Origin of the sequence: Bacteroides sp. OM05-12 (assembly GCF_003438995.1) — a bacterium.
Taxonomy (GTDB): Bacteria; Bacteroidota; Bacteroidia; order Bacteroidales; family Bacteroidaceae; genus Bacteroides.
In genome coordinates this window covers 23,840-37,250 of the sequence record NZ_QSUN01000028.1, presented here as the reverse complement: position 1 = coordinate 37,250, position 13,411 = coordinate 23,840, and the positions used below count along the sequence as shown (strand labels likewise).

Annotated in this window: 12 protein-coding genes; 7 read left to right on the top strand and 5 right to left on the bottom strand. The window is 37.7% G+C overall.

All coding sequences use genetic code 11. The features are described from left to right. Positions 1-602 precede the first annotated feature (602 nt). Both DXB63_RS15695 and miaA read left to right on the top strand, forming a co-directional pair. Positions 603-1,154: a hypothetical protein gene (locus DXB63_RS15695; protein ID WP_122127343.1), complete on the top strand. Its 552-nt coding sequence runs from the start codon at positions 603-605 to the stop codon at positions 1,152-1,154. After that, positions 1,135-2,061 (top strand): tRNA (adenosine(37)-N6)-dimethylallyltransferase MiaA, encoded by a 927-nt coding sequence (miaA, locus tag DXB63_RS15690; protein WP_122127342.1) that lies wholly within the window; start codon positions 1,135-1,137, stop codon positions 2,059-2,061. The genes DXB63_RS15695 and miaA overlap by 20 nt, the downstream gene beginning before the upstream one ends. An 89-nt stretch (positions 2,062-2,150) precedes the next feature. Here the strand turns inward: miaA and DXB63_RS15685 are convergent, their stop codons facing one another. The 3 genes from DXB63_RS15685 to DXB63_RS15675 form a co-directional block, all read right to left on the bottom strand. After that, positions 2,151-3,137: a YeiH family protein gene (locus tag DXB63_RS15685; protein WP_122127341.1), complete on the bottom strand. Its 987-nt coding sequence runs from the start codon at positions 3,135-3,137 to the stop codon at positions 2,151-2,153. Positions 3,138-3,217: 80 nt separating this feature from the next. Further along, the gene (locus DXB63_RS15680; protein WP_122127340.1) at positions 3,218-4,117 is read right to left on the bottom strand and encodes a LysR family transcriptional regulator; all 900 of its coding nucleotides are present in this window, start codon (positions 4,115-4,117) and stop codon (positions 3,218-3,220) included. A gap of 6 nt (positions 4,118-4,123) precedes the next feature. Next, the gene (locus DXB63_RS15675) at positions 4,124-4,705 is read right to left on the bottom strand and encodes a DUF6621 family protein (RefSeq protein WP_122127339.1); all 582 of its coding nucleotides are present in this window, start codon (positions 4,703-4,705) and stop codon (positions 4,124-4,126) included. A gap of 214 nt (positions 4,706-4,919) precedes the next feature. Between DXB63_RS15675 and DXB63_RS15670 the strand changes: the two genes are divergently transcribed. Then, entirely contained in the window at positions 4,920-5,183 is a 264-nt protein-coding gene (locus tag DXB63_RS15670) for a hypothetical protein (protein WP_122127347.1), read from the top strand. Positions 5,184-5,275: 92 nt separating this feature from the next. Here the strand turns inward: DXB63_RS15670 and eno are convergent, their stop codons facing one another. Both eno and crcB read right to left on the bottom strand, forming a co-directional pair. Beyond that, positions 5,276-6,556, bottom strand: coding sequence for a phosphopyruvate hydratase (gene eno / locus DXB63_RS15665; protein WP_122127338.1), 1,281 nt, complete (start codon positions 6,554-6,556; stop codon positions 5,276-5,278). 113 nt (positions 6,557-6,669) lie between these two features. Next, a complete protein-coding gene (gene crcB / locus DXB63_RS15660; protein ID WP_122127337.1) occupies positions 6,670-7,041 on the bottom strand; it encodes a fluoride efflux transporter CrcB in 372 nt (123 codons plus the stop codon). A 186-nt stretch (positions 7,042-7,227) separates the two neighbouring features. On the opposite strand from crcB, the gene DXB63_RS15655 reads away from it, so the two are divergent. The 4 genes from DXB63_RS15655 (at position 7,228) to gcvT (ending at position 13,300) form a co-directional block, all read left to right on the top strand. Beyond that, on the top strand, positions 7,228-9,303 hold the full coding sequence (locus tag DXB63_RS15655) for an LruC domain-containing protein (protein WP_122127336.1): 2,076 nt from the start codon (positions 7,228-7,230) through the stop codon (positions 9,301-9,303). 153 nt (positions 9,304-9,456) lie between these two features. Further along, positions 9,457-10,863 carry an amidophosphoribosyltransferase gene (locus DXB63_RS15650; protein WP_122127335.1) on the top strand — a complete coding sequence of 469 codons (1,407 nt, stop codon included), beginning with the start codon at positions 9,457-9,459 and terminating at the stop codon, positions 10,861-10,863. Positions 10,864-10,980: 117 nt separating this feature from the next. Then, positions 10,981-12,204, top strand: coding sequence for a peptidase T (gene pepT, locus DXB63_RS15645; RefSeq protein WP_122127334.1), 1,224 nt, complete (start codon positions 10,981-10,983; stop codon positions 12,202-12,204). 10 nt (positions 12,205-12,214) lie between these two features. Beyond that, positions 12,215-13,300: a glycine cleavage system aminomethyltransferase GcvT gene (gcvT, locus tag DXB63_RS15640; protein ID WP_122127333.1), complete on the top strand. Its 1,086-nt coding sequence runs from the start codon at positions 12,215-12,217 to the stop codon at positions 13,298-13,300. The last annotated feature ends 111 nt before the right edge of the window (positions 13,301-13,411 follow it).

The window sequence follows — 13,411 nt, the reverse complement described above, 5'->3', positions numbered from 1 at the left end:
TTTTTTCTCGGACAAAGAATAACAATAACTTAATTTCATGTGTAAGACTTGTCTTGTCCAACTTTTGGGGTGCAGTTCATAAAAAAAGTGCCTTCACTTTAATTAAATAGTAATCAGTAACATAAGAGCAAATAGTGATAAGATGAAGGCAGTTCAAAGTAAAATCGAGAACTGCTAAATCAACAAAATAACAAGCTAAAAATACCTAAGGGAGTGTTGGCTTACGCTCCCGTAGATGTAAGCGATCGCTCCCTTGAGCGTTAGCCGTCGTCCCCTTGAATGTTGGGTAACGCCCCCTTAGGCGATATTTATAAAACGATCTTGATGTTTTTTTAAAACATCAGGTTGTTTGAAAAAAACATAAGGACGTTTGTAGACAAAGATACGGTCGATTGTTTGCAAACGATAGGAGTTTATAAACAATCGACCGTATGCAAAATAACAGGTATTTGTTGCAGTTAAACCAAGCGGTAAATATACACATGATTTTACCGATAATCCGAAATATTACTTCCTCATGATTTTTTCATTTAATTGCTATGCATATATTTGCTCGCAGCAATATTTTTACTACTTTTACGCCATTAAAAAATCATCAGATTATGGTATACAGATTTACAATTATATCAGACGAAGTAGACGATTTCGTTCGGGAAATTAAAATAGATTCCGAAGCAACATTCTTCGATTTGCACGAAGCTATTCTAAAGTCTGTCGGTTACAAAGATGACCAAATGACTTCTTTCTTCATTTGTGATGATAACTGGGAAAAAGAAAAAGAAATCACATTGGAAGATATGGACAATAATTCCGAAGAAGACTCATGGATTATGAAAGAAACCATGTTAAGCGATCTGATTGAAGATGAAAAACAGAAATTGCTTTATGTATTCGATCCGCTTGCAGAGCGTGTATTTTTCATCGAACTATCTGAAATTATTACAGGACAAGACTTAGACAAGGCCGTTTGTTCCAAGAAACATGGCAATCCTCCTACTCAAACCATTGATTTTGAAGAAATGGCAGCAGCTAACTCTTCTATTGATTTGGATGAAACGTTTTATGGCGATCAGGATTTTGATTTAGAAGATTTCGATCCGGAAGGATTTGACATAGGCGGTGGCAGTGGTCCCTATGAAGAAGATAAATTCTAAAGCAAAAACCTTACTTGTCCTCATTGGTCCTACCGGAGTCGGTAAGACGGAATTAAGCCTCCGCCTGGCGGAACGCTTTCAAACCGATATTATTTCTTCCGACTCCCGACAACTTTACGCTGATCTTAAAATAGGTACGGCTGCTCCTACCCCGGAACAATTAGCACGTGTTCCGCATCATTTTGTCGGAACACTACAACTGACAGATTACTACAGTGCAGCGCAATATGAAACGGAAGTAATGAAACTCCTCTCCGTATTGTTTCAAGAAAAAGACATCGTTATACTCACCGGTGGCTCTATGATGTATGTAGACGCTGTGTGCAAAGGGATTGATGACATACCTACCGTTGACGAAAAAACGCGCACGTTAATGAAACAACGCTACGAAGAGGAAGGGCTTGATAATTTGTGTGCCGAATTAAAGCTGCTCGATCCCGAATATTACAAGATTGTCGACTTAAAAAATCCCAAGCGGGTAGTTCACGCATTAGAAATTTGCTACATGACCGGACGTACCTATACTTCTTTCCGTACACGCTCCGCCAAAGAAAGACCATTCAATATCCTTAAAATCGGTCTGACACGTGACAGGGAAGAGCTATACGAACGTATCAACCGCCGTGTAGACATGATGATTGAAGATGGATTGTTGGAAGAAGCAAAAGTTGTATATCCTTATAAACACCTCAATTCGCTCAACACAGTCGGTTACAAAGAAATATTCAACTATCTAGATGGTGAATGGGATTTATCTTTTGCCATCGAAAAGATTAAGCAAAACTCCCGTATATATTCCAGAAAGCAAATGACTTGGTTTAAAAGAGACGAGGAGATCGTATGGTTTCATCCTGAACAGGAAAAAGAAATCCTAAACTATATCGAAGAAAAATTTCAAACCACATAAGAAAATAAAAACCCCTCTTCTAAACCAATATATAATAAAGGAAGGATAGAAGAAGGGTGTATATATCTATTTCTCTAAACAACCTTGATTTACCAAAGGATATAGACCAATGAGCTTACACTGATCACCAACCAAAGAAGAATACCTTGTATCATCGGGCGAATACCAACTTGCCTTACTACATCCATCGAAAGAGAAGCACCAATAAAGAACAAGGTTATAGTCAGCCCTTTACGAGCAAAACGAGCAATTTCATGACCTACTTGAGGGACACTGTCCAAAAGATAAGTATTCACAACGATAGCTAAAATAAAGAAGAATATGAACCAAGGAATCGAGATCTTCTTACCGTCACCTTTAAAAATAAAAGAAGTAACCAATGCCAACGGAATAATCCATAAAGCACGCGTTAACTTAATTGTTGTTGCCACCTCAAGAGCCTCCTTACCATAAGCTGCCCCCGCACCAACTACAGAACTTGTATCATGGATGGCAATCGCTGCCCATGTACCAAACTGTTGCTGACTAAGATCCAATGCATGACCGATAGCAGGAAATACAAACAAAGCTATCGCATTAAGAATAAATATCGTACCTAAAGCGACTGACATAGAACTATCGTTTGCTTTCAACACAGGACCGACGGCAGCAATGGCACTACCACCGCAAATAGCGGTACCCGAACTTATTAAATAGGCTGTATCACGGTCTACACGCAACATCCTCTTACCAATAAACCAACCTATCAACATCGTTCCTACTACAGAGATAATCGTGAACTCCATACCTTCCTTTCCGGAAGCTAAAGACGCTTGCAGATTCATACCGAATCCTAAACCTACCACCGAATATTGAAGTAAATATTTCGAAGTCTTTTTATTGAATTTAGGATGCGCTTGCCCACAAATCAAAGCAAAAGCCAATCCTACAAAAAGAGCAACCGGAGGTGTAACCCATTCTGAATAAGGGGCCAAGACAGGAATATATTCCATTAATAAGAAAAGTGTCAATACAGCAAGTAAAGTTACATAGATTGCTTTCTTGTGTTCTTGTAAGAAATTGTTAAGTGTGTGCATTTTATTACTTTTTACGTTTTTTAATTGAGCGCAAAGGTAATACGATACCTACATTCCACCTAATCGTTTTTCTTTATTGCTTATAACTTTTCGTTATGGTTTGAAGCAAATTGCATGAATAATTGTTCCAATCCTCCTTCTTGTCCATGCGCTTGTACAAAACTAAACGTACGAGTCATTTTCAAGTCCTTAATATCCACTACCTTAAATCTGCCGGCATACAGTTCTCTATTAATAGATCGAATAGATATGATACCCATACAATCCGTATGTTCCAGAAAAGACTTGATGCTTTCCGTACTTCCCAGATGCATCTTTACATGCAGTGAAGACAATTTAATATTGTGTTCAGCCAACGCTGTTTCCAAGACATCCAATGTGCCGGAACCTCTTTCACGCAACACCAAAGGTATATTCTGAAGTTCTTCTATCGTTATTTCATCAAGTGATACCAATTTGCTCTTCGTATGCACTACAGCTACCAGCTCATCCTCCAGAAAAGAAGTATATTTCAAAGTCGGTTGCCGAACAATGCCTTCAACCAACCCTAAATCAATGCGATGCTCTTCTAAGGCTTTTTCTATGGCACGAGAATTTCCATTCAAAAGAGAAAGAGACACTTGAGGAAATTTCTCTATAAACTGCGCCAATAAGACCGGTAAAACATATTGGGAAACGGTAGTGCTTGCCCCTAATTTCAGTTCCCCGGTATATTTATTCTGCAACAAATGCATCTCAAATTCCAGCCGTTTATAGGATTCCAAGATACGTTCACTATGTTCCAACAGCAATTTACCGGCAGGAGTTAATAATATTTTATTCCCCAGACGTTCAAATAAACGTGCCTGATACAAACTCTCCAATTCCTGAATATGCTTTGTTATAGCCGGTTGGCTCACAAACAATTCTTGCGAGGCCTTTGTAAAGCTGAGATTCTTAGCCACGCTACAAAATACTTTTAGTCTGAAATCTGCTGACATAAAATGCTATTGTAATTCTTCACCCTTGATTCCCAATGCCTGCATAATAGGATATGCCAACATTTCCCAACGATAAGATGTCCGATATTCCGGTTCGTTCATACGAAACTGAATAATCTCTTTACCATCCACCTTATTTAATATGTCATTCACCTTTTCACCATATTCCTCATTAAAGGAGATTACGATCAGTTTATCAATCTCTTTTGCATCGGCTACTATTTTCAAAGACTCTAAATAGAGTTCTTCTATTGTTGCCATACCTTCAGGTTGAAAAGAAAAGAAAGAAAACTCTCCAAGCGGATTACGAAAAGCCGTATTATTCAACTCCTTTTCTAAATCCGACGGATGGCAATGCCTCAACTGCTTCACATTCTCACCATAAATAAACAGAACTTGTATCTCATCACTTCCCTCTCTAACATCCGCATCCAATGAAATATAAGTAATCAATTTATCAAGTTCTACATCATGCAGCTCCCTATTTAGCATTCGTTCAAAATTTTTCTTCAAATCATCGATAACAAAATCCATGAACAATGCATCTATCAGTATTACCGTATCGGTAAATTTAGTCTCTTTTTCCATATATTTTATCTTAATGGGGTAAAGATACAATTTATTCCCGAAACACTATTTTATAAGATCATATTTTCAACATCCTTTTCCCCACTCATAACTCTTCCTTTTTTATCATTATATAAAGGTTTTTATAAAATGATAAGATTACAGACAACAAAACATATCACAAAATTCCCTTTCTTTGTAACTGACAACAAGTATTAATTCAATAATGATTCAAATGAAAAAAATTATGATTTGTGCAGCATTCATTGCTGCAATGGGTATCTTTACCGCAACGAATGCACAAGAACCTAAAAAATGTACAAAGACAGAACAATGTTGCCAAAAGAAATGTGATAAAGACAAGAAGTGCGATAAAGCATGCTGCAAAGACAATTGTAAAAACGCAGAATGTAAGAAAAGCGACTGCAAAAAATGTGCTTGCAGTAAACAAGAATGTAAGTCTGAATGCAAAAAGTCTTGTGACTCTAAAAAGAAATAAATTTCAATGAAATTCAGATAGGTAAACAAAAAGCCACCAAAGATGAATAGAGTATAATCTTTGGTGGCTTATCCGTTAAATATAAGTTTATCTTATTTTATCTTCTTATATCCATAAACAGCCAAATCTCCCAATTCTTCTTCAATACGAAGAAGTTGATTATATTTAGCCATACGGTCTGAACGACTCAATGAACCAGTTTTTATCTGTCCGGAATTTGTTGCTACGGCAATATCGGCAATAGTTGCATCTTCTGTTTCACCTGAACGATGCGAAGTAACTGTTGTGTACCCATTACGATGAGCCATTTCAATGGCATTCAGCGTTTCCGTCAGAGAGCCGATTTGATTTACTTTAATCAAAATTGAATTAGCACATCCTTCTTTAATCCCTTTTTCAAGAAATTCCACGTTGGTTACAAACAGATCATCTCCCACCAACTGGCAACGATCCCCAATCCGCTCTGTCAGTTTTTTCCATCCAGCCCAGTCGTTTTCGCTCATACCATCTTCAATAGAATCAATGGGATAGTTATTGATCAACTCCTCCAAATAATCGATTTGTTCATCAGCAGTGCGTTTTTTACCCTTTGAACCTTCAAATTTGGTATAATCATAAATACCATCATGATAAAACTCCGAAGAGGCACAATCCATGCCAATCATTACATCTTTTCCCGGCATATATCCTGCCGCTTCGATAGCTGCAAGAATAGAGTTAAGAGCATCTTCTGTCCCGTCCAACGCAGGAGCAAAACCACCTTCATCACCCACGGCAGTACTTAATCCACGCGCCTGCAATACTTTTTTTAATGCGTGGAATACCTCAGTTCCCATACGTAGTCCTTCATGGAAGGACTTGGCACCTATCGGACGAATCATAAATTCCTGAAAAGCAATCGGAGCATCAGAGTGCGACCCTCCATTAATGATATTCATCATCGGGACTGGTAGTACATACGTATTTGTTCCACCAATATATCTGTAAAGAGGAATATCAAGATAGTTTGCAGCAGCCTTGGCTACAGCTAAAGATACACCTAAAATGGCATTCGCTCCTAATTTTGATTTTGTTTTAGTCCCGTCAAGTTCCAACATCTTCTTGTCTATCCCCATTTGATCTAATGAAGACATCCCAATAAGTGTAGGAGCTATTATATTATTTATATTGTCAACAGCTTTTTTCACACCCTTACCACCGTAGCGATTTTTATCTCCATCACGCAGTTCCAATGCCTCATGCTCTCCGGTAGAAGCTCCGGACGGAACGGAAGCACGACCGGTAATACCAGATTCCAATATTATATCAACCTCTACAGTCGGATTACCCCTTGAATCAAGAATCTCTCTTCCTTTAATCTTTTCAATTTTCATAATTATCCTTGTTTATTGTTCTTAGCAAAGATAACAATCAGAGAGGGAATAATGTTTTTTTCTAAATTGCTTTTTTCTATATATAGATTGAAAATACCTATTTATAGGTAGACTCACAGGCTTTTTACCGCCCATATCCCCGCAAAGACGCTGACTATTCCAACAGCAACACTTAAGAATGTATATAAGAAGAATGTCCCGTAAAGATTCTCTCTTAATAAATTAAGATTTTCAGTAGAGAAAGTTGAAAAAGTCGTAAATCCGCCACAAAAGCCAACAGTAAAGAGCAATCGAATTTCGTTGGAAAGATTTAACCGCTCGGATAATGAATAAAAAGCACCTATAAGAAAACAACCGATTATATTCGCGACAAAAGTACCTAAAGGAAGTTTTGTTATAACACTTTGATTAATGGCCAATTGAATCAGATAGCGAAATACGCTTCCGACACCTCCTCCGATAAAAATATAGATGAGACTTCTCATTAAGAAACAATTTATTATTTAAAGTGCAAAGTTAATACTTTATTTATAATAAACATCTTCACCGAAAACAGTGATAAAAATAAAGTTAATAGTTAAATAATTAATTATTTTAAGAGAAAGTTGCAAAATATATTCACTATAAAACAAATATTATCTAAATTTGCAACATTAACAAACAGAAATATTATGGCTAAATTAAAATTATCAAAAAACGTAGGAGCATTATTAACTATATTGTTAATGATAACAGCGTTAGCGGCTTGTTCTGAGAAAGACTTGTATGATTCGGGAGATGATGATGGACAAAAGCCTGCAACTGATCAGTATTTTGGTTTTGAGACGACAATAGCCCGTTCACTGTATGTAAATTATGGAGTTCCGGGTTATAAGGCTTTAATTGAGGTTTATGCTGAAAACCCTATTGAATTTGTAAATGGGAATCGTATAAAGAAAGAAAACGTTAATGCGTTGTTCAAAGCTTATACGGATGATAATTGTACATTTGATGGAGACATGCCTATTCCTTCGGATTTAAATGAGGTATATTTGTATACATCTTATTTAGGATTACCCGAATGTGTAGAACTTTCTATTATTGACGGAAAAGCCAGTTTTGATCTACCTGCTTTACAACAGGAGTCAACTGAGGAAACTAAGGCTTTAACCCGTGCCACTACAAGCGGTAGCACATCACCTTATGTTGTAGATGAGACAAAAGCTATTTATTCTTTATGTAAGTGGTCTAAATACGGAAAAATCCATGAAAAAGGTTATATGGCAATTGATTTAACGGTAAATAGCAATGGGGAATATATAGCGGCTCTCTTAAATAGGCTACAAGCTAAAATAGGAAAAGCCGGTAATAAGAAAGATAATACTAAATATCTAAGTAATGAGAGCCAGACTAATATCTCTATTTCTCAAAAGGCAGCCGATGGCAGCGATATTAAAGGAGCCACTATTGATTTAGTATTTTTAAATGAAAGAGCCGGTTATCAAAATACATTCGGATATTATTATTATAAAACCGGAACTACTCCTGATATTGCAACATTACCTAAATATATTATTTTCCCAAACGTGTCAATTGGCGGAGATGATCCTTATAATTCCTATGGAAACAATAGTTTTAATAAAGCCCCTTTGACATTGGGATGTAAGGTACATTTGAAGTTCTTTGGAGAGGGATACGACCAAGCAGGTAGCGAAACTTTCCTTCCGGGATATACAATTGGTTGGTTCTTAATATCCAACGGTTTCCATGATCACAAAGAAGTGGATGTGAATAAGCCGATTTATTACTCAAACCAAAGTTTCAATAAAGGTGAAAGCCGCTGTATGACATTGTTCGATCAGAAGACCCAAACAATAGTGATAGGTTTTGAAGATGGTGATCCGGGTTCACATGATAGCAGCTATGAAGATGTGCTATTCTATGTAGATGCAACTCCGATAAAATCTATTATTGATCCTGAAAGCCCGAATGTGCCGTCAATCGGTGATGAGGAGATTGTATTTCCTAATATAACTATGACCAAAAACGGTACAATTGCTTTTGAAGATTTGTGGCCTTCTCAAGGTGATTACGATATGAATGATTTAGTCCTTACCTATCAATCCACAATTACTTTTGATAAAGACAATAAAGCGATTAAGACAGAAGATATTTTTACTCCAATAAATAATGGAGCTGGAGTTGATAATGCATTCGGATATCAATTAGACGGTGTTTCCGCCACAAATCTCAAGAGTGTATCGATAGAACGTCCTACATGGGCATCGACCCCGTCGGCTAATATTGGAATGTATGATGTGGAACTAGGACAACGTTATGCTGTTTTCAGATTATTCGACAGTACAAAGGATGGATTTACAGGCAAAGATCGTGTTTATAAAGGCGGTAATTTCAAGATTACGATAGAATACAACCGTGATGACTATAACAGCGTGGATAAATCAAAGCTTGTAGCTCCTTATAATCCGTTTATTATGCCGACTTCCGCTTCCAGAAAAGAGGTGCATTTACCCAAAAAGTCTCCGACTAGTTTGGCAGATATGAGTCTATTCGGTAAATATGATGATAAATCTGTTCCTGAAAAGGGTTTATATTACGTATCTTCCACAAATTATCCGTTTGCCATAGATATTCCGACTATGGAATATAAAGTGCCGGCAGAAAGAGAGCGTATTGACGTCGTTTATCCGAAGTTTAATAATTGGGTAGCAACACAAGGCGCAGAAGATGCTGATTGGTATAAATAATATGTAAATATTTAATATATAATGTATAGTCCTCCTCATTCTTTTTAATTTGAATGAGGAGGATTTTTATTTAGAATTTACTCAAAACCCTTTCGGGGCTTTTATTTATTTTTTAAATTTGCAGCACTTATAACTAACTACAAAAATAAGCAAATGGGAGGTTTCTTCGGAACAGTTGCCAAGACAGACTGTGTGACCGATTTATTTTACGGTACAGACTATAATTCTCATCTAGGAACGAAACGTGGCGGATTGGCTACTTATTCGGAGGATGAAGGTTTTACACGTTCTATACACAATCTCGAAAGCTCATACTTTCGTACAAAATTTGAACAGGATTTACCCAAATTTAAAGGAAAAGCAGGAATTGGCATCATCAGTGATACCGATGCTCAACCGATAGTAATAAACTCTCATTTGGGACGATTTGCTATTGTAACAGTAGCTAAGATACAAAATCTGGATCAGTTGGAACGTGAACTCTTATCGGAAGGCATGCATTTTGCTGAATTAAGTTCCGGAAACACGAACCAGACCGAACTGATTGCTCTTCTTATAATTCAAGGCAAGAGTTTTGTGGAAGGCATTGAGAATGTATACAACCGTGTGAAAGGTTCCTGTTCCATGTTACTGCTGACAGAAGATGGTATTATCGCGGCCCGTGATAAGTGGGGGCGTACTCCTATTATAATAGGTAAAAAAGACGGTGCTTATGCGGCAACCAGCGAATCGAGCAGCTTCCCAAACCTGGATTATGAGATTCTGAAATATATAGGTCCGGGTGAGATTGTACGTTTACGTGCCGATGGAATGGAACAACTTCGCAAGCCAAATGAGCAAATGCAGATTTGTTCATTTTTGTGGGTGTATTATGGATTTCCAAATTCCAGTTATGAAGGTCGCAATGTAGAAGATGTACGTTTCACGAGCGGAATGAAAATGGGACTGAAAGATCCTTGTGAAGCAGATTGTGTATGTGGCATCCCGGATTCCGGTATCGGGCAAGCACTTGGATATGCCGAAGGTAAAGGCATCCCCTATCATCGTGCCATTGTAAAATACACCCCTACATGGCCAAGAAGTTTTACTCCCAGCAACCAAAGTATGCGTTCCTTAGTCGCTAAAATGAAGCTTATTCCCAATCGTGCCATGCTTGATAGTAAACGTATTATTTTCTGTGACGATTCCATTGTACGTGGCACACAGTTGCGAGATAATGTAAAAATTCTATTTGATTACGGAGCAAGAGAAGTCCATATGCGCATAGGTTGCCCTCCTATTATCTATGGATGTCCGTTTATAGGCTTTACAGCTTCTAAGTCGGATTTGGAATTAGCAACCCGCCGCATTATTAAGGAACTGGAAGGAGATGAGAATAAGAATCTAGACAAATATGCCACAACAGGTTCTCCCGAATATGAGAAAATGGTTCGTATTATTTCAGAACGTTTCGGATTATCATCACTTCAGTTTAATTCCTTAGAAACTTTGATCGAGGCCATCGGGTTACCAAAATGTAAAGTATGTACGCATTGTTTTGACGGTTCCAGTCATTTTTGATGCCATTAAGATATAATCATCCTTAATAGATGAGAAAAAGAGCTGCGAATTCTTTTGTAATTCGTAGCTCTTTTTTTACCTTTACGGGCACATAAAATAATCTTAATAATTGGATATATGACTTTAGTAGAACGTTTCTTAAAGTATGTGACCTTTGATACTCAATCAAGTGAGTTAACAGGCATCACTCCAAGTACTCCAGGACAAATGGTCTTTGCCGAGTATCTAAAAACAGAACTGGAAGCTTTAAAGCTCGAAGATATAACTCTCGATGAATATGGGTATTTGTTTGCCACTTTACCTGCCAATACAGATAAAAAGTTACCTACAATAGGTTTTATAGCCCATATGGATACCAGTCCGGATATGAGTGGAAAAAATGTAAAGCCACAGATTATTAAAGAATACGATGGTGGAGATATTGTGTTGAACAAAGAGAATAAGATTGTTCTTTCACCTGTTCAATTTCCTGAATTGCTTGATCACAAAAGTGAAGATTTAATTGTAACCGATGGGAATACACTCCTTGGCGCAGATGATAAAGCCGGTATTGCTGAAATTATATCAGCAATCGTTTATCTGAAAGAGCATCCGGAAATTAAGCATGGCAAGATCCGTATAGGATTCAACCCCGACGAAGAAATCGGTGAAGGTGCCCATAAATTTAATGTCGAGCAATTTGCTTGCGATTGGGCTTATACGATGGACGGTGGTGAAGTTGGCGAACTAGAATTTGAAAACTTTAATGCAGCTTCCGCCAAGATTACTTTTAAAGGGCGTAACGTACATCCGGGCTATGCAAAAAATAAAATGATAAATTCTATCCGTGTAGCTAACCAATTTATTGATATGTTACCGGAATGTGAAGCTCCTGAACATACGGAAAGTTATGAAGGTTTTTATCATTTGATAGGTATTCAGGGAGAAGTAGAACAAACTACTGTTTCATACATTATCCGGGATCATGACCGGGTTAAGTTTGAGAACCGTAAAAAAGAAGTAGAAAGAATAGTGAAATACATCAATGAAAAATATGGTGAAGGTACTGCAACCCTCGAACTTCGCGATCAATACTATAATATGCGTGAAAAGATAGAGCCTGTGATGCATATTATTGATATAGCTTTTGATGCGATGAAACTAGCAGGAGTAGAACCGAAAGTTAAAGCTATTCGTGGAGGTACGGATGGAGCACAACTTTCTTTCAAAGGTTTACCATGCCCTAATATCTTTGCCGGAGGATTGAACTTCCACGGACGATACGAATTCGTTCCTATCCAATCTATGGAAAAAGCCATGAATGTAATAATCAAAATTGCGGAACTTATCGCTAATAAATAATTATAATACTATGAAAACCACACCGTTTACCGACATACACATAGCACTCGGTGCTAAGATGTCTGAATTTGCAGGTTACAATATGCCGATAGAATACAGCGGCATTATTGATGAACACCTCACTGTTTGCAATGCAGTAGGAGTCTTTGATGTGTCCCACATGGGAGAGTTTTGGGTAAAAGGTCCTAAAGCATTGGAGTATTTGCAAAAAATCACTTCTAATAATGTTGCTGCTTTAGAGCCTGGAAAAGTACAATACACTTGTTTTCCGAACGATAAAGGAGGGATAGTTGACGATTTCCTACTCTATCAGTATGAACCGGAAAAATATCTTTTGGTAGTAAATGCTGCTAATATAGAAAAAGACTGGAATTGGTGCGTAAAACAAAATACAGAAGGCGCAATTCTGGAAAATGCTTCCGACCACATGGCGCAACTTGCCATCCAAGGGCCTAAAGCATTAGAGACATTACAGAAACTGACCTCCGTAAACCTGTCCGATATACCTTATTATACTTTTGTAGTAGGTGAACTGGCCGGCGAGAAAGAAGTGATCATTTCAAATACAGGATATACCGGAGCCGGAGGTTTCGAGCTTTATTTCTATCCGGAAGCATCAGAGAAAATATGGAATGCAGTATTTGAAGCCGGTAAAGAATTCGGTATTAAGCCGGTAGGATTAGGATGCCGCGATACATTACGTCTAGAAATGGGCTTCTGTTTGTATGGAAACGACATCAACGATACCACTTCCACCATAGAAGCCGGATTGGGATGGATTACCAAGTTTACCGAAGGCAAGAATTTCATATCCCGTCCTCTTTGGGAAAAGCATAAAGCAGAAGGGACCACCCGCAAGCTTATCGGTTTTGAGATGATTGATAGAGGAATCCCTCGTCACGGATATGAACTGATGAATGAAGCCGGTGAAATAATAGGTGAAGTAACCAGCGGAACGATGTCTCCTTGTCGCAAAATAGGTATCGGTATGGGATACGTAAAACCTGAATATTCAAAAGCAGGGACAGAAATTTTTGTCAGCGTCAGAGGAAAAGGCGTGAAAGCTGTCGTTGTCCGCCCTCCTTTCAGAAAATAAGGTTATAAAGCAGAACTGTATTTTTACATATTAAAGTGTTGATGAATGGTCAAATTCGTCAGCACTTTTTCATTTGTTTACCGCCCGTTATTAATAATTTTCCTGTATTTT

Excerpts from the sequence above, each read along its gene's own strand:
- DXB63_RS15685 (WP_122127341.1), bottom strand. The coding sequence starts at position 3,137 with ATGCACACACTTAACAATTTCTTACAAGAACACAAGAAAGCAATCTAT.
- crcB (WP_122127337.1), bottom strand. The coding sequence starts at position 7,041 with ATGAGAAGTCTCATCTATATTTTTATCGGAGGAGGTGTCGGAAGCGTA.
- DXB63_RS15680 (WP_122127340.1), bottom strand. The coding sequence starts at position 4,117 with ATGTCAGCAGATTTCAGACTAAAAGTATTTTGTAGCGTGGCTAAGAAT.
- DXB63_RS15655 (WP_122127336.1), top strand. The coding sequence starts at position 7,228 with ATGGCTAAATTAAAATTATCAAAAAACGTAGGAGCATTATTAACTATA.
- gcvT (WP_122127333.1), top strand. The coding sequence starts at position 12,215 with ATGAAAACCACACCGTTTACCGACATACACATAGCACTCGGTGCTAAG.
- pepT (WP_122127334.1), top strand. The coding sequence starts at position 10,981 with ATGACTTTAGTAGAACGTTTCTTAAAGTATGTGACCTTTGATACTCAA.
- DXB63_RS15675 (WP_122127339.1), bottom strand. The coding sequence starts at position 4,705 with ATGGAAAAAGAGACTAAATTTACCGATACGGTAATACTGATAGATGCA.
- DXB63_RS15670 (WP_122127347.1), top strand. The coding sequence starts at position 4,920 with ATGAAAAAAATTATGATTTGTGCAGCATTCATTGCTGCAATGGGTATC.
- DXB63_RS15695 (WP_122127343.1), top strand. The coding sequence starts at position 603 with ATGGTATACAGATTTACAATTATATCAGACGAAGTAGACGATTTCGTT.
- miaA (WP_122127342.1), top strand. The coding sequence starts at position 1,135 with ATGAAGAAGATAAATTCTAAAGCAAAAACCTTACTTGTCCTCATTGGT.
- eno (WP_122127338.1), bottom strand. The coding sequence starts at position 6,556 with ATGAAAATTGAAAAGATTAAAGGAAGAGAGATTCTTGATTCAAGGGGT.
- DXB63_RS15650 (WP_122127335.1), top strand. The coding sequence starts at position 9,457 with ATGGGAGGTTTCTTCGGAACAGTTGCCAAGACAGACTGTGTGACCGAT.